This is a genomic window from Sphingomonas sp. Marseille-Q8236 (genome assembly GCF_965112005.1).
Window position 1 is genome coordinate 1,480,070 of record NZ_CBCOPO010000001.1, and the last position, 15,300, is coordinate 1,495,369.

Below are 15,300 nucleotides of genomic sequence, written 5' to 3' on the forward strand. Positions count from 1 at the left end.
CTCGCGTTTGAGAGTGGCGGGGATCAGGCGCCGAAGGTGCGCTGCCACCAGCCGCGACGCGGCGTTTCCGACGAGGTCGCATCGGCTTCCGCCGGTTCCGCCGCCGGAGCGGGTTCGGCTTCGACTGCAGGTGCTTCCTCGGCCACCGGCTCGGCGGCGACCTTCGGAGCGGCCTTCTTGCGGACGCGCTTCGGCTTGGCGGGGGCTTCCGCTTCGGGGGCGGGGGCCTCTTCAACGACCGGCTCGGCGGCGACCTTGGGGGCAGCCTTCTTGCGGACGCGCTTGGGCTTGGCGGGGGCTTCCGCCTCCGCTGCGACCGCAGGAGCTTCCTCGACGACCGGCTCGGCGATCGGGGCCTCCCCCACCCGCGTCTCGACCGTCTCGGTCACCGCCGGAGCGGCCTTGCGAGCGCGCGGGCGACGGCGGGTCTTGGGGGCTTCAGTCGCCTCCGCCTCGGCCACCGCGAGCGGCGTCGTCACCGGTGCGGCATCGCCCGCCTCGATCGGCTCTTCGACGGACAGCGGCGCTTCGGCGACGTCGTTTTCGCCAGCGGTTTCGGTCGAAGCCTCACCGGCCTCCGTCGCGCCATTGTCCTGGCGACGGCCACCGCGACGACCGCGACGACCCCGGCGGCGGCGGCCACCTTCGCGCGCTTCGCCCGCTTCGGTCTCGCCAGTCTCGGCCTCACGAGCCTCGACGTCGTTCGCCTCGACCGTCTCGTCCTCGACCTCGTCGGTTTCTTCGAGTTCGGTGTGCTCGCCATTATCGGCCTCTTCGCCCTGCACGGCGTCTTCCGCCCCGCCGCGATTGCGACGTCCGCGACGACGGCGACGGCGCTTGCGGCCGCCGCCTTCACCGTCCTCACGCGATTCGCGAGGCGCAGGGGCTTCGGTCGCTTCTTCCTCGACCTCTTCCTCTTCTTCCTCCTCGATCTCGTCGATCAGATCGTCCTCATCCTCCTCGACGGGCAGGAGCATGTCGATCTTGGGCGCATAGGCCGGCGGCGGGCCCGATGCCTCGACCGTCATGCGCGCGCCCTCTTCCTCGCGGTCGGGGATGATCTCGACGGTCACGCCGTAGCGATCCTCGATCTCGGCGATGTCCGCGCGCTTGCGGTTCAGGACATAGACGGCCGCTTCCTGGCTGGCGCGCAGCGTCAGGATCGAGCCGCGGCCGCGTGCGGCCTCGTCCTCGATCAGGCGCAGCGCCGACAGGCCCGAGGACGAGGCGGTGCGGACCAGGCCGGTGCCCTCGCAATGCGGGCAGGGGCGGGTCGAGGCTTCCAGCACGCCGGTGCGCAGCCGCTGGCGGCTCATCTCCATCAGGCCGAAGGACGAGATGCGGCCGACCTGGATACGGGCGCGATCGTTCTTCAGCGCCTCCTTCATCGCCTTCTCGACCTTCCGGACATTGGAGTTGTTGTCCATGTCGATGAAGTCGATGACGACGAGGCCCGCCATGTCGCGCAGACGCAGCTGGCGCGCGATTTCCTGCGCGGCTTCCAGGTTGGTCGCGGTCGCGGTCTGCTCGATATTGTGCTCGCGGGTCGAACGCCCGGAGTTGATGTCGATCGACACCAGCGCCTCGGTCGGGTTGATGACCAGATAGCCGCCCGACTTCAGCTGCACGACCGGATTGTACATCGCGGCGAGCTGATCCTCGACATGCGCGCGCTGGAACAGCGGCACGGCGTCGGCGTACTGCTTCACCCGGCGGGCATGGGCGGGCATGAGAAGGCGCATGAAGTCCTTCGCCTGGCGATAGCCTTCCTCGCCCTCGACGATCACTTCCTCGATCTCGCGATTGTAGATGTCGCGGATCGCGCGCTTGATCAGGTCGCTGTCGCCATAGATCAGCGCGGGCGCCGACGAATGCAGCGTCTTTTCGCGGATGCCGTCCCACAGGCGCGCCAGATAGTCGAAGTCGCGCTTGATCTCGGTCTTGGTGCGCTGGAGCCCGGCGGTGCGGACGATGCAGCCCATGGTCGAGGGCAGCGCCATGTCCGCCATGATCGACTTCAGCCGCTTGCGATCGGCCGCGTTCGAAATCTTGCGGCTGATCCCGCCGCCATGCGACGTGTTGGGCATCAGCACGCAGTAACGGCCCGCCAGCGACAGATAGGTGGTCAGCGCCGCGCCCTTGTTGCCGCGCTCTTCCTTGACGATCTGGACCAGCAGCACCTGGCGGCGGTGGATGACGTCCTGGATCTTGTAGCGGCGGCGCAGATTCTGGCGACGCTGGCGCAGCGCCTCGACCTGATCGTCGTTGACGGTCGACTTTTTGGGGCGCGGGGCGGCGTCACCATCCTCGTCGTCGTGATGGTCGTCGGCGTGATCGTCCTCGCCTTCGCCGTCCAGATCCTCGTCATCCTCGGCGTCGAGTTCGGCGCGCAGCGCGGCCTCTTCGGCGGCATGCTCGGCCTCTTCGCGGAGCAGGGCTTCGCGATCTTCCTTGGGGATCTGGTAATAGTCGGGGTGGATTTCCGAAAAGGCCAGGAAGCCGTGACGGTTGCCGCCGTAATCGACGAACGCCGCCTGCAGCGACGGTTCGACGCGGGTCACCTTGGCGAGGTAGATATTGCCCTTGAGCTGCTTGCGCTCGGCCGATTCGAAGTCGAATTCCTCGATCCGGTTACCCTTGACGACGGCCACGCGGGTTTCTTCCCGGTGGCGTGCGTCGATCAGCATACGCGTGGTCATTATGAAGTCTCCACGCGCGCGTCGGGCCCAGTGGCAGCCGTCGCGCGCGGTAAATAAGGTGGGCGGCGGCGCGGGGCGCCGGTCCGCTGGAAAAAACGGAATGCGTGTCGGCCGCAGCCACAGCGCCGGCAACGGGGCCGGTGCGGACCCACGACACCGCGATCCCGCCGGCAAAGGCCGGTCGGTCAGCGGGGTGGATCATATGCGTCATGCGAGCGTCAACCTGATTGGTCCGGGCGCGAATCGGATCGCCGTCCCGGTCCTTTTTGGAGATGGCCCCGTCCCGATCGTTTGGGAGAGGTGATCGAGGCCGGGGTCCACCGGATTGCTAGCATCATCGGAACGTTTGCGCAACAGGCGGGAATCTGCCGTTTTTGCCGTGACCAAAATGCCGAATTGCCGGTTAACCAATTATGGAAAGTCCCGCGTCAGCCACGGTCCATTATGCCCGACTGTCGACCTATGAGGTCGCCAAAAAGGGTGTGCGGTAATGGCTTTTCGCTGGACCAGCGGCGGGCGGGCGCGGCATGGTTGCCGGGTCGTGTTGATGCTGTTTGCTTTTCTGTTCGGGTTCCTCGCACCCGTCAGCGCGTTCGCGGCCACGGTGCAGAAGGTCGTGGTGCGGGGGGCGCAGTTGCTTATCCGGTTCGATTCGCCGGTCAAGCGTGCGCGCAGCGTCATGCTGAACGAGCCGCGCCGGGTGGCGATCGACGTGACCGGGGCTTCGCCGGGCAGGATTCCGGTCAGCGAGGGCGCGGTACGCGGACTAACTCAGAGTTTGGTCAGGCCGGGCGTCACCCGGCTGACCTTCGCCCTGGCCCAGGACGCGGCGATCTTCGACGGCGGGTTCGATGACGAAGCGCGGCAATTGTCGCTGACCCTCAAGCCGGTGAACAAGGGCTACACCCAGGCGAGCTTTGCCGGTGCGCTCGACTTCTTCCCGTTCCATTTTCAGCGCAAGCCGAACTACACCCTGACCGTCCCCGTGCCGAGCCCCTCGCGCACGCTGCCCCTGCCGCGCGTTCGGGGGGCGGACAATCGCCCGCTGGTGGTGATCGATGCGGGCCATGGCGGGGTCGATCCCGGTGCGATCAATCCGCAGACGGGGCTTCGCGAAAAGGACGTGACGCTCGCCATCGCCAAGGCGATTCGCGATACGCTGGTCGCGTCGGGGCGGGTGCGCGCGGCCCTGACGCGGGAGGACGACCGTTATATCCTCCACCGCGAGCGCTATGGCATTGCGCGGCGGCTGCATGCCGATCTGTTCATCTCGATCCACTGCGACAGTGCGGGCGCGGGCGAGGCGCGCGGCGCGACCGCCTATACCCTGTCCGACGTCGCCTCGGACAAGGAAGCCGCACGGCTGGCGGCGCGCGAGAACAAGGCGGACGTGATCGCGGGGGTTGATCTGGGCGGGAACAGCGACGTCTCCTCGATCCTGATCGACCTGACCCAGCGCGAGACGATGAATGCCTCGGCCAGCTTCGCACGCCTGCTGGGCCGCGAGGCGCAGCCGCTGATCCCGGTCAAGCCGACCTTCCACCGCATGGCCTCGCTGATGGTGCTCAAGGCGCCGGACATGCCGTCGATCCTGTTCGAGACGGGCTATATCTCCAACATGCAGGACGCGGCCTTTCTCGACAGCAAGGATGGCCGGGAGCGGATCGCGCAGGCGGTGTTGCAGGCGGTGGAGGTTCACTTCGCGCGGCGGATGGCGGCGCGGTAGGGGGCGACGGAGTAGTCGACGACGCCAGCCGCCTCTTCGACCAGCGATATTCCGGGTAAAGAGGGCCTCGTCCCATGACGGCCCACAGGGCAGGCATCTGGCCGCGCTCGTCGGATCGGCGTAAGGGCCCTGCCATGATCCGCGTCTGTGCCCTGTATCGTTTTGCCAGCTTCCCCGACCCCGCCGCGCTGCGCGCACCGTTGCTGGCCGTCGCCGAGGCCAACGGGATTCGCGGTACGCTGCTGCTCGCGAACGAGGGGATCAACGGGACTGTCGCGGGCACCCACGACGCCATCGAGACGCTGCTTGCGCATATCCGCACGCTGCCCGGCTGTGCCGATCTGGACTACAAGGACTCGACCGCCGAGACCATGCCGTTCCACCGGATGAAGGTGCGGTTGAAGCGCGAGATCGTGTCGATGGGTGTCGAGGGCATCGACCCGACGCGCGAGGTCGGCACCTATGTCGCGGGGGAGGAGTGGAACGCGCTGATCGCCGATCCGCAGACCGTCCTGATCGATACGCGCAATGATTACGAGGTGGCGATCGGCACGTTCGACGGTGCGGTCGATCCCGGCACGAAGAGCTTTCGCGACTTCCCCCGCTGGTTCCGCGAGAATCGCGACGAGCTGATGGCGGGCAAGGCCAGGGTCGCGATGTTCTGCACCGGCGGCATACGCTGCGAAAAGGCGACCGCCTTTCTGAAGGCGGAAGGGGTGGAGGACGTCTTCCATCTCGATGGCGGCATCCTCAAATATCTGGAGACCATGCCCGAGGCGCAGAGCCGCTGGCAGGGCGAATGCTTCGTGTTCGATGCGAGGGTGGCGGTCGGACATGGGCTGGCGCAGGGAAGCCACGCGCTGTGCCATGGGTGCCGGATGCCCGTTGGGCCGGAGGACCTCGCCTCGCCGCTTTATGTCGAGGGGGTGAGCTGCCCCGCCTGCCACGGCACGCGCGATGCGGAGCGGCTGGCCGCCTATGCCGAGCGGCATCGGCAGGAACGGCTGGCTGCGTCGCGAGGCGAGGCGCATGTCGGTGCGCGCTATCCCGATCCGGGCGAGCCGCGCGACGAACCGCCCGGCTGCTGATGCCCAAGTAAAGTCAAGCGGGTGGCAAGCGGGGGCGAACCTGCTACACGGTCCCGCGCAAAGCCATGGCCGTCGAACCTTCTTCCCCGCCCGCAACCCCCGAAACGTCGCGTCGTCCCCTGTGGAAGCGGTGGTGGGTGCGGCTGCTCGCCGCGCTCGCGCTGCTCCTGGCGATCGGGGCGGGGGTGTTCTGGTTCCTGTTCATGCGCGACCTGCCCTCGGTCGATGCGCTCAAGGCCTATGAACCGCCGCTGCCCACCCATGTTCGTGGCATCGACGGCGCGCCGATCCAGTCCTATGCGCGCGAGCGCCGGGTCGAATTGTCGTTCCGCGAATATCCGCCGCTGCTGATCCGCGCCTTTCTGGCGGCGGAGGACAAGAGCTTCTTCGAGCATGGCGGCGTCGATTATCCGGGGCTGGCGGGTGCGGTGCTCGATTATGCCAAGAAGTTCGGCACCGGCCGGCGCGCGCGCGGCGGATCGACCATCACCCAGCAGGTCGCCAAGAATTTGCTGATCGGCAACGCTTATTCCCCGACGCGCAAGATTCGCGAGGCGATCCTCGCCTATAAGATCGAGAATGCGCTGACCAAGCAGCAGATTCTGGAACTCTATCTGAACCAGATCGCGCTGGGGCGGAACGCCTTTGGCGTCGAGGCGGCGGCGCATGCCTATTTCGACAAGGAACTGGACGAGCTGACGCTGGGGCAGATGGCCTATCTGGCGCTGCTGCCCAAGGGGCCGTCCAATTACGATCCCGTCCGCCACCCCGACCGCGCGCTGGAGCGCCGCGCCTATGTGCTGGGCGAGATGTTGCGCAACGACTTCATCACCCGTGCGCAATATCAGGCGGCGATGGACGAGCCGTTGGGCACGGTGCTGCGCCGGACCCCCAAATATGCGCAGGTTGGCGGCTATTTCGTCGAGGAAGTCCGCCGACAGTTGATCAAGCGCTACGGCGAAAAGGCCGAAAGCGGGCCGAACAGCGTCTATGACGGCGGGCTGTGGGTGCGCACGTCGCTCGATACGCGGCTTCAGGATCTGGCGGCCGAGGCGTTGCGCGACGGACTCGTCCGGTTCGACGCCGGGCGTGGCTGGTCGGGGCCGATCCGGCACGAAGACGTGGAAGACGGCAATTGGCAGCAGGTGCTGCTGAACACCAATATCGGTCTCGATTATCGCGACTGGCGGGCCGGGATCGTCACCGCCAAGGATTCGGGGCAGGCGACGATCGGTTTCGCCAATGGCCGCACCGGCACGCTGCCGCGCAGCCTGGCGCAGATGCCGCGCCGGGGCACGGCGGCGACCGCGTTCAGCGCGCTGAAGGTCGGCGACATCGTTGCGGTCGCGCCGGAGGGCAGCGTGCTCGGCCTGCGCTCGATCCCGCGCATCTCGGGCGGCTTCGTGGTCGAGGAACCTGCCAGCGGCCGGGTGCTGGCGATGCAGGGCGGCTTCGACGCGCGGCTCCAGGCGTTCAACCGCGCCACCCAGGCGCAGCGCCAGCCGGGCTCAACGATCAAGCCGATCGTCTATTCCGCCGCGCTCGACCATGGCATGACGCCCGCCTCGATCATCGTCGACGGGCCCTTCTGCGTCGATCAGGGGGCGAATCTCGGTACCAAATGCTTCCGCAACTTCGGCAATTCGGCCGGGGCCGGCCCGCATACCATGCGTTGGGGCATCGAGCAGTCGCGCAACCTGATGACCGTTCGGACGGCCGCGACCGTGGGCATGAAGAATGTCGTCGCGATGATCAAGCAGATGGGGATCGGCGATTTCCCGCCCTATCTCGCCTATGCGCTGGGCGCGGGCGAGACGACGGTGGGGCAGATGGTCAACGCCTATGCGATCCTCGCCAATAACGGGCGCGGCGGCGATCCCTCGCTGATCGATTTCGTCCAGGACCGGCACGGCAAGGTGATCTGGCCGGAAAATTGGCATGCCTGCGATCGGTGCAACGCCGCCGATTATGACGGCAAGCCGATGCCGCGCCCGATCTCTCGCCAGCGTCAGGTGCTGGACGCAATGACCGCCTATCAGATGGTTCATATCACCGAGGGCGTGGTCCAGCGCGGCACCGCGACGGGCTTGCGCGATCTGGACCGCCCGATGTTCGGCAAGACCGGCACCAACAATGGACCGACTGATGTCTGGTTCGTCGGCGGCACGCCGCAATTCGTCGGCGGCCTGTATCTCGGTTACGACCATCCGCGTTCGCTGGGCGGCTATGCGCAGGGCGGGACGATCGCGGTGCCGATCTTCCGTCAATTCGCCGAAAAGGCCTATGAGGGGCTCGACAAGCTGCCCTTCCGCGCGCCGCCGGGCATTCGCATGGTGCGGATCGACCGGTCGAGCGGACGGCCGGTCTATGGCACCTTCCCGACCGGCAACGATCCCAAGCCCGCCGTCATCTGGGAAGCGTTCAAGCCCGAAAGCGAACCGCGCCGCCGCGCCCGCCGGACCCAGGCGACCGTCGAAACGCCGCCGACCCCCACCGGTCCGGCGACGCCCGCGCCCCCGCGCGACAGCGATTTCTTGCAAAGGGAAGGCGGAATCTACTAGCCCGCTTCCCATATAGATCATGTTCGCCCGCCGGGCGGACGTACGACCGATTCGGAGAATATTCATGCGCGCTGAAGCGCAGGCTCATGTCGATACGATCAAGGACGCTTTGGAGCTGCTGCGCCGCTTCCTCGACTGGGACCGCGCGCTGCGCCGCCTGGACGAGTTGAACGCGCGCGTCGAGGATCAGGCGCTGTGGAACGACCCCAAACAGGCGCAGGAGGTGATGCGCGAGCGTCGCCGTCTGGACGAAGCCATCACCGCCACCCGCGCGATCGAGAACGAGCTGTCGGGCACGGTCGAGCTGATCGAACTGGCCGAGATGGAGGGCGACGAGGAACTGGAGACGGAAGCCGTCGCCAGCCTGGCCGAACTCGCCAAGCGGGCAGAGGCGGACAAGGTCAAGGCGCTGCTGGCCGGCGAAGCCGACGCCAACGACACCTATATCGAGATCAATTCGGGCGCGGGCGGCACCGAGAGCCAGGACTGGGCCGAAATGCTCCAGCGCATGTATACGCGCTGGGCGGAGCGGCACGGCATGAAGGTCGAGCTGATCGACTATCATGCGGGCGAACAGGCGGGCATCAAGTCGGCGACCCTGCTGGTCAAGGGCGAGAATGCCTATGGCTATGCCAAGACGGAATCGGGCGTTCACCGGCTGGTCCGCATCAGCCCCTATGACTCCTCGGCGCGGCGGCACACCAGCTTCTCGTCGGTCTGGGTCTATCCGGTGATCGACGACAATATCGAGGTCGAGATCAACGAGAGCGAGCTGCGCATCGACACCTATCGCGCATCGGGTGCGGGCGGCCAGCACATCAACACCACCGACTCGGCGGTGCGTATCACGCACTTGCCCACCGGGATCGTGGTGCAGTGCCAGAATCAGCGATCGCAGCACAAGAACAAGGCGGAGGCGTATAACCAGCTTCGCGCCCGCCTGTACGAGCGCGAACTGGCCGAGCGCGAGGCGGCGGCGAACGCGCAGAACGCGACCAAGACCGATATCGGCTGGGGTCACCAGATCCGTTCCTATGTCCTCCAGCCCTATCAGCTGGTGAAAGACCTGCGCACCGGCATCACCTCGACCGCGCCGGGCGACGTGCTGGACGGCGATCTCGACCCGTTCATGGCGGCGGCGCTGTCGCAGCGGGTGACCGGCGAGGCCGTCGCCGTGGAAGATGTCGATTAAGATGGGGCGGCGGGGGCCCATCATGGCGGCGGCACTGGTCATCGCGCTGGGGGGCGCGGTGGCGGGGTGCGACGGCTCGAAACCGCTGATCCAGCAGCGCGACGACGATGACGACAAGGTCGGCCCCTTTCCGGCGGCGGACCGGCCGGTCGCCGATGTCGTCTCGTCACGCTGGTCGAGCGAGGATGCGCGCGACCGGCTGCGCGAGGCGGATCAGGTGATGGACCGGGCGCGGATCGATCCCGGCATGACCGTCGCCGACATCGGCGCGGGCGAAGGCTATTACACCGTCCGCCTGGCGCAGCGGGTCGGCAAGACCGGCCGCGTCCTGGCCGAGGACATCGTCGCCGCCTGGCGCGATCGGCTGGCCGAGCGGGTCTCGCGCGAGCGACTGGACAATGTCAGCGTCCGGCTGGGCGAGCCCGCCGATCCCAAGCTGCCGCCGAACAGTTTCGACCGGGTGCTGATGGTGCATATGTATCATGAGATCGAGCAGCCTTATGAGTTCCTCTGGCGGCTCTATCCGGCGTTGAAGCCCGACGGGCTGGTCGTGGTGGTCGACGCCAATCGCCGCATCCGTGCCCATGGTACGCCCCCGGCGCTGCTGAAATGCGAGTTCGAGGCGGTGGGCTTCACCCAGGTCTCGTTCGAGAACATGCCCTCGGCCGGCGGGTATCTGGCCGCGTTCCGGGCGACCCGGCCGCGTCCCCAACCGGCCGCCATCCGCCCCTGCCGAGCGAAGGAAAACTAAGTCACCGCTGCGGCGACAGATTGAATCATGAAAATTTTGTCATACATTGTCCGCCATCGGCGCTGATCGGTGCCGACAGGTCACCGACCAGCATGGGTCGGGGCCCCGCAGATGGAGACGATGATGAACATGCTTTTGGTGGCCGGGCTGATGCTGGGATCGATGGCGGCGTCCGATGGGGCGTTGGAACATCGGATGCAGATGGACCATCATTCCGGCCCGGTCGCGGTCCGTTACAGCGCCGATGTCGGCGTAACCCACAAGCAGATCGGCGCAGTGGCCACCGGCGGGCGGCCCTCGACGCTGCGGTGCCAGTGGAGCGCCAACGTCACCGTCCACCGCGAGGCGAAAGCGGGCACCGGCGCCACCTTGTTGCGCAGCGCGAGCCGTGACGGGGTGATCGAGGGCAGTCGTCCCGGCTGGTGCAGCGCCAACCGCAGCGCGATTGCGCAGGAGGTCGCCCGGCGGCAGGACTCGGTCCGCGACCACCTGCAGGCGGTCGCACAGGAGGACCATGGCTTGCTGCGCGCCGAGATGGACCGCCTTCATGCCGAGACGCGCGCTGGATGAAGATCGATATGAAGACCATGTGGGCCGCCATCGTCACGGTGGCTCCGATGCTGGCCGCCATGCCTGCCGGCGCGCAGCAGGGCCCCGTGATCGGGGTGGAGCTGAATAGCGACGAGAATCGCCGTGGCCTGAGCTGGAGCGGGGGGCGGGTATCGCCCTCCGCCGATATTTTCGTGACCAGCGGGCCGTTCGAGGCGAGCGGGCGTGTCGTCGCCTTGCGCGAATCGGATCGGCATGGCGGGGCGGGCGTGGTCGGCGACCTGACGCTGGGCGCGGGCACCAGACTGGGCTCCGTCACCGTGCGGGGGCGGGTGACGGGCCATGTGTTCGGCGGTGCGGCCTTCGACGCCGATTATGTCGAACTGGGCGGCTTGGCGGCCTATACGCTGGGCCCGGTACAGGTCGATGCGGGTGCGGACTATGCGCCGTCGCAGGATGCGATCGGCGGCGACAATCTCTATATTCATGTCGGGGCGCAGGCGGGCATTCCCGGCACGCCCTGGACCTTGTCGGCGGGCGTCGGCCATTCCTCGGGCCAGGTCGACAACGCCTTTCGTTCTGCCCGGCTTCGTCCCGGTGGCGACTATAGCGACTGGCGGCTGGGCGTGGCGCATGTGACCGGGCCGGTGACGCTGGGGTTGGACTATGTCGGGACCGACGTGTCGGAGCGGGACGCTTCCGCCTTCCTGCTGGCCAATGCGCGGCATTCGGGGGACCGGATCGTCGGGCGGGTGCGGTTCGGCTTTTGACGCGACCCGTCTAGGGCCGTCAGGGGCCGCCCTAGAGCAGCCCCTGTTCGCGCAGGCTGACGATCTTGGCACTGGTCACGATCAGGTGATCGAGCAGCACCACGTCGAGGGCGCCCAGCCCCTGCGACAGCCGCCGGGTCAAGGCCAGGTCGGCGACGCTGGGGCAGGTGTCGCCATCGGGGTGGCTATGCGCGATCAGCACCGCGCGCGCGGCGAGCAACAGCGCGTCCCGCGCGATCCGGACGAGGGGGACCACCACCGAATCCTCACGCCCCCAGGCGTGGCGCAATCCCAATATGGTCCGTTCCCGACTTAAAAAGGCAACGCCGAACGCCTCTTGCCGTCCGCGTGCCAGCCCCGCGAACAGTCGAAACGCGTCGTCGCGGGTTTTGATCTGGCGTGGGCTGGGGCGGGAAAGCGACATTTCACGCTCTGCCTCGCGCCGCGCGTCCGGGCATCTTCGTCCCGCTCCGTTCCGGCGCGGCTTGGCGTTCGCGCCGCACGGCGCTAGGCCCACGTCATGCGGCAATATCTCGACCTCATGGACCGGGTGCTGACCCACGGCGTCCAGCAGATGGACCGGACCGGTACGGGCACCCTTTCGGTTTTCGGCCATCAGATGCGTTTTGACCTGGCCCGCGGGTTCCCGGTGCTGACCACCAAGAAACTCCACCTGCGCTCGATCATCGTCGAACTGCTGTGGTTCCTGCGCGGGGACACCAATATCCGCTGGTTGCAGGAGCGAAAGGTCAGCATCTGGGATGAATGGGCGGATGAACAGGGGAATCTCGGCCCGGTTTATGGCAAACAATGGCGCGACTGGGCGACGGCGGGCGGTCGCCATATCGACCAGATCGCTGAACTGATAGAGCAAATCCGTACCCAGCCCGCGTCGCGGCGCCAGATCGTATCCGCTTGGAACCCGGGCGACCTTCACGCCATGGCGCTGGCACCGTGCCACTGCCTGTTCCAGACCCATGTTGCGAATGGCCGGCTGTCGCTGCAACTCTATCAGCGCTCGGCGGATATCTTCTTGGGGGTGCCATTCAACATCGCCTCTTATGCCCTGCTGACCCATATGCTGGCCCAGCAATGCGATCTGGAGGTCGGCGAGTTCATTTGGACCGGTGGCGATTGCCACCTCTATCTGAACCATCTGGACCAGGCGCGGACGCAGTTGGCGCGAGAGCCAGGCGAACTGCCACGGCTGGAAATCCTGCGCCGCCCGGATGCGATCGACGGGTATGAGCCCGAGGATTTCGTGCTGCACGATTACGTCGCGCAACCCCATATCAAGGCGGCGGTGGCGATATGATCACGCTGGTCCTGGCGCGCGCGCGCAACGGCGTGATCGGGCGCAACGGTCAATTGCCCTGGCACCTGCCTGCCGATCTGAAACACTTCAAGGCGCTGACCATGGGGCAGGCGATGATCATGGGCCGCAAGACCTTTGACAGCTTTCCCGCGCCGCTGCCGGGGCGGCGGCACATTGTCCTGACCCGCGACCGTGACTGGTCCGCGCAGGGGGCGGAGGTGGCACATGATGTCGCGGGCGCGCTGGCGCTGGCGGGGGAGGGCGCCATATCCGTGATCGGCGGGGCGGAGATTTTCGCGCTGTTTCGCGAGCAGGCCGACCGGGTCGAACTGACCGAGATCGACATGGATGCGGAGGGGGATACCATCGTCCCCCCGTTCATCGGTTGGCGCGAAGTTGACAGAAAGCATTGTCCTGCCTCGGACGGCCGTCCTGCCTATGCCTTTGTGACGCTGGCGAGGTGACAGGGCCGCGACAATGGTAAAGATCGGTTAATGACGTTCCCTGAATTTTTTATCCATCCGTCTTCACTTGCGGCCTGAACGATCGTAAATATCGGGTAAGGAGAAAAGATTGCGGCTTTGGCCGACATCATCTTTAGGGCGGATGCCACATGATGATCATGGATTGGGAGGGCGAAGGCCGAAATGGGCTGAACATCGATCCGCCGGGATTGTTCGACGCCAGTCGCGAGGCGTTGCTGTTCCTCGATCAACATCGACTGGCCCGCACGACGAACAGTTATGCCTTGGCGCTCCAGGCCGTCCTCCATCCCTATGGCCCGTTGGGACAGGAGGTCGCGCGCCGTACCGATGGCGGTATCCGCCTGACCGAGGAGGATGTGGGCAAGCTCATGCCGATGGTCCGCGCGCATGAAGCGATCGAGCCGTTGCCCGACCGTGCGCAACTCGACCGGGACCTCAGCGATCATGCCGAGGCGCTGGACTCGCTGACCAGCGAGGCGCGCCAGATCACCGGCCATTTTACCAGCGACGTCGCCGCCCTGTCGGACGCCCATCGCCGCGACAATGATCTGGGCCCCGATTCGACGGCGATCGCGCTGCTGCTGGAACAGTTGATCGCGCGCATTTCCAAGACCGAGCGCGATCTGGAGGAATTGTCGGGCAGCATCGCGCATCTGCGCACCCGAATCGAATCGGTGCCCCCCAGTGACGACATCGACCTGCTGACCGGGGTGATGAGCCGCACGGGCGCGCGGGCGCTGATCGAGGGATTGGCGGCCGATCCGCATGGCTATGTGATCGCGGCCTGTAGCCTGGACGATCTGGAGGGGATCAACGAGCGCTATGGTCGTCCCGTCGCCGACAATGTCCTGCGCGCCTTCGTCGCCACGCTGCGCCAGGTGAGCGAAGGGGCGGAGATCATCCGCTGGCAGGGCAATTTGTTCGTCCTCGTGCTGCGTGGTCGCCCCCTGTCGATGGCGGCGGGGATGATGGAGGAGGCGCGCGCGGCGATGCAGCGCCGGACGCTGCGGCTTCGCGGATCGGGCGAGCCGATCGGCGTCGTCACCATGTCCGCCGGGGTCGCGGTGGGGATCGGCGTGCCGATGCAGGAGACGTTCGACCGTGCCGAAAGGCTGCGCATGCTGGCGGGCGAGGGGATCGGCAACCGCGTCCTGTCACGCGCCTAGCCAATTCGGTCCGGCCTGCTATAGCGCGCGCCCATGCAGCGAGTTGACGGCGCGGAATCGATCCCGGCGCATCTGGCGGGCGGTATCGTCGCGCTGGGCAATTTCGACGGATTCCATCTCGGTCATCAGGCGGTGGTCGGTGCCGCGGTGGCGCGCGCCCGTGCGGAGGGGCGGCCCGCCCTGGTCGCGACCTTCGATCCGCATCCGATCCGCTATTTCAAACCCGATGCCGCGCCCTTTCGACTGACCACGCTCGACCAGCGCGAGCGGCTGTTCGCGGCGGCCGGGGCCGATGCGATGCTGGTGTTCCGCTTCGATGCCGAACTGGCGGCCTTGTCGGCACGAGCCTTTGTCGAGGAGCGCCTGCTCGGCCGGTTGCGGGTCGGCGGCGTGGTGACGGGCGAAGACTTCACCTTCGGTCGCGGACGCAGTGGCGACATCGCCACCTTGCGCGAATGGGGGCGGGTGCTTGGCTTTTCCACCGATGCGGTCGCGCCAGTGTCGCTGGATGGCGAGACGATCTCCTCGAGTCGCATCCGCACCGCGCTGGTTGCGGGCGATCCACGCACGGCGGCGCGGCTGCTGACCCGGCCCTTCACGATCGAGGGCAGGGTACAGCATGGCGACAAGCTGGGCCGGACGATCGGCTATCCGACCGCCAATCTCGACATGGGGCAATATCTGCGACCCGCCTATGGCATCTATGCGGTGCGCGGGCATCTGGCCGATGGGCGGGTGCTGAACGGCGCAGCTAATCTGGGCATCCGGCCCAGCTTCGACCCGCCCAAGGAATTGCTGGAGCCCTATTTCTTCGACTTTGCCGAGGGTCTGTACGGCCAGGCGCTGTCGGTCGAATTGGTCGAATATCTGCGGCCCGAGGCGAAGTTCGATACGCTGGACGCCCTGGTGGCGCAGATGGACGCGGATTGCGCGCGGGCCCGCGCCCTGTTGGGCCCTTCACCGGCATCGCATAATCCGGCATGACGTGTTAACCTAAA

The 15,300-nt window shown here is 66.8% G+C and carries 13 protein-coding genes; 11 read left to right on the forward strand and 2 right to left on the reverse strand.

Annotated elements, in window-relative coordinates; translation table 11 throughout:
• Positions 1 to 23: 23 nt before the first annotated feature.
• On the reverse strand, positions 24 to 2,699 hold the full coding sequence (locus tag ACWPWT_RS07075) for an Rne/Rng family ribonuclease (protein ID WP_454279110.1): 2,676 nt from the start codon (positions 2,697 to 2,699) through the stop codon (positions 24 to 26).
• A gap of 490 nt (positions 2,700 to 3,189) precedes the next feature.
• Here ACWPWT_RS07075 and ACWPWT_RS07080 point away from each other — a divergent pair, with 490 nt between their 5' ends.
• From ACWPWT_RS07080 to ACWPWT_RS07110, 7 genes are all read left to right on the forward strand, one after another.
• On the forward strand, positions 3,190 to 4,425 hold the full coding sequence (locus ACWPWT_RS07080; RefSeq protein ID WP_454279111.1) for an N-acetylmuramoyl-L-alanine amidase: 1,236 nt from the start codon (positions 3,190 to 3,192) through the stop codon (positions 4,423 to 4,425).
• 134 nt (positions 4,426 to 4,559) lie between these two features.
• Positions 4,560 to 5,513 carry an oxygen-dependent tRNA uridine(34) hydroxylase TrhO gene (gene trhO / locus ACWPWT_RS07085; protein WP_454279112.1) on the forward strand — a complete coding sequence of 318 codons (954 nt, stop codon included), beginning with the start codon at positions 4,560 to 4,562 and terminating at the stop codon, positions 5,511 to 5,513.
• Positions 5,514 to 5,578: 65 nt separating this feature from the next.
• On the forward strand, positions 5,579 to 8,074 hold the full coding sequence (locus ACWPWT_RS07090; RefSeq protein WP_454279113.1) for a penicillin-binding protein 1A: 2,496 nt from the start codon (positions 5,579 to 5,581) through the stop codon (positions 8,072 to 8,074).
• A 64-nt stretch (positions 8,075 to 8,138) separates the two neighbouring features.
• Positions 8,139 to 9,266 (forward strand): peptide chain release factor 2, encoded by a 1,128-nt coding sequence (gene prfB, locus ACWPWT_RS07095; RefSeq protein ID WP_454279114.1) that lies wholly within the window; start codon positions 8,139 to 8,141, stop codon positions 9,264 to 9,266.
• Positions 9,267 to 9,288: 22 nt separating this feature from the next.
• Positions 9,289 to 10,017 (forward strand): class I SAM-dependent methyltransferase, encoded by a 729-nt coding sequence (locus tag ACWPWT_RS07100; RefSeq protein WP_454279115.1) that lies wholly within the window; start codon positions 9,289 to 9,291, stop codon positions 10,015 to 10,017.
• 123 nt (positions 10,018 to 10,140) lie between these two features.
• Positions 10,141 to 10,587: a hypothetical protein gene (locus tag ACWPWT_RS07105; RefSeq protein WP_454279116.1), complete on the forward strand. Its 447-nt coding sequence runs from the start codon at positions 10,141 to 10,143 to the stop codon at positions 10,585 to 10,587.
• An 8-nt stretch (positions 10,588 to 10,595) separates the two neighbouring features.
• Positions 10,596 to 11,336 carry a TorF family putative porin gene (locus tag ACWPWT_RS07110; protein ID WP_454279117.1) on the forward strand — a complete coding sequence of 247 codons (741 nt, stop codon included), beginning with the start codon at positions 10,596 to 10,598 and terminating at the stop codon, positions 11,334 to 11,336.
• 31 nt (positions 11,337 to 11,367) lie between these two features.
• Here the strand turns inward: ACWPWT_RS07110 and ACWPWT_RS07115 are convergent, their stop codons facing one another.
• Positions 11,368 to 11,952 carry a JAB domain-containing protein gene (locus tag ACWPWT_RS07115; RefSeq protein ID WP_454279118.1) on the reverse strand — a complete coding sequence of 195 codons (585 nt, stop codon included), beginning with the start codon at positions 11,950 to 11,952 and terminating at the stop codon, positions 11,368 to 11,370.
• On the opposite strand from ACWPWT_RS07115, the gene ACWPWT_RS07120 reads away from it, so the two are divergent.
• The 4 genes from ACWPWT_RS07120 to ACWPWT_RS07135 all read left to right on the forward strand — a co-directional run bounded on the left by ACWPWT_RS07120 (position 11,857) and on the right by ACWPWT_RS07135 (position 15,286).
• The gene (locus ACWPWT_RS07120; RefSeq protein WP_454279119.1) at positions 11,857 to 12,651 is read left to right on the forward strand and encodes a thymidylate synthase; all 795 of its coding nucleotides are present in this window, start codon (positions 11,857 to 11,859) and stop codon (positions 12,649 to 12,651) included. The genes ACWPWT_RS07115 and ACWPWT_RS07120 overlap by 96 nt on opposite strands.
• Complete coding sequence (locus tag ACWPWT_RS07125; protein WP_454279120.1) at positions 12,648 to 13,115, forward strand: dihydrofolate reductase; 468 nt, start codon at positions 12,648 to 12,650, stop codon at positions 13,113 to 13,115. The genes ACWPWT_RS07120 and ACWPWT_RS07125 overlap by 4 nt, the downstream gene beginning before the upstream one ends.
• Before the next feature lie 149 nt (positions 13,116 to 13,264).
• Complete coding sequence (locus ACWPWT_RS07130; RefSeq protein ID WP_454279121.1) at positions 13,265 to 14,302, forward strand: GGDEF domain-containing protein; 1,038 nt, start codon at positions 13,265 to 13,267, stop codon at positions 14,300 to 14,302.
• A 33-nt stretch (positions 14,303 to 14,335) separates the two neighbouring features.
• Complete coding sequence (locus ACWPWT_RS07135; protein WP_454279122.1) at positions 14,336 to 15,286, forward strand: bifunctional riboflavin kinase/FAD synthetase; 951 nt, start codon at positions 14,336 to 14,338, stop codon at positions 15,284 to 15,286.
• Positions 15,287 to 15,300 lie beyond the last annotated feature (14 nt).

Bases quoted from the DNA above. Each gene is read 5' to 3' on its own strand.
- ACWPWT_RS07080 (WP_454279111.1), top strand. From the start codon at position 3,190: ATGGCTTTTCGCTGGACCAGCGGCGGGCGGGCGCGGCATGGTTGCCGG.
- ACWPWT_RS07075 (WP_454279110.1), bottom strand. From the start codon at position 2,699: ATGACCACGCGTATGCTGATCGACGCACGCCACCGGGAAGAAACCCGC.
- ACWPWT_RS07090 (WP_454279113.1), top strand. From the start codon at position 5,579: ATGGCCGTCGAACCTTCTTCCCCGCCCGCAACCCCCGAAACGTCGCGT.
- ACWPWT_RS07100 (WP_454279115.1), top strand. From the start codon at position 9,289: ATGGCGGCGGCACTGGTCATCGCGCTGGGGGGCGCGGTGGCGGGGTGC.
- ACWPWT_RS07110 (WP_454279117.1), top strand. From the start codon at position 10,596: ATGAAGACCATGTGGGCCGCCATCGTCACGGTGGCTCCGATGCTGGCC.
- ACWPWT_RS07115 (WP_454279118.1), bottom strand. From the start codon at position 11,952: ATGGCCGAAAACCGAAAGGGTGCCCGTACCGGTCCGGTCCATCTGCTG.
- ACWPWT_RS07105 (WP_454279116.1), top strand. From the start codon at position 10,141: ATGAACATGCTTTTGGTGGCCGGGCTGATGCTGGGATCGATGGCGGCG.
- ACWPWT_RS07130 (WP_454279121.1), top strand. From the start codon at position 13,265: ATGATGATCATGGATTGGGAGGGCGAAGGCCGAAATGGGCTGAACATC.
- trhO (WP_454279112.1), top strand. From the start codon at position 4,560: ATGATCCGCGTCTGTGCCCTGTATCGTTTTGCCAGCTTCCCCGACCCC.
- ACWPWT_RS07120 (WP_454279119.1), top strand. From the start codon at position 11,857: ATGCGGCAATATCTCGACCTCATGGACCGGGTGCTGACCCACGGCGTC.
- ACWPWT_RS07135 (WP_454279122.1), top strand. From the start codon at position 14,336: ATGCAGCGAGTTGACGGCGCGGAATCGATCCCGGCGCATCTGGCGGGC.
- ACWPWT_RS07125 (WP_454279120.1), top strand. From the start codon at position 12,648: ATGATCACGCTGGTCCTGGCGCGCGCGCGCAACGGCGTGATCGGGCGC.
- prfB (WP_454279114.1), top strand. From the start codon at position 8,139: ATGCGCGCTGAAGCGCAGGCTCATGTCGATACGATCAAGGACGCTTTG.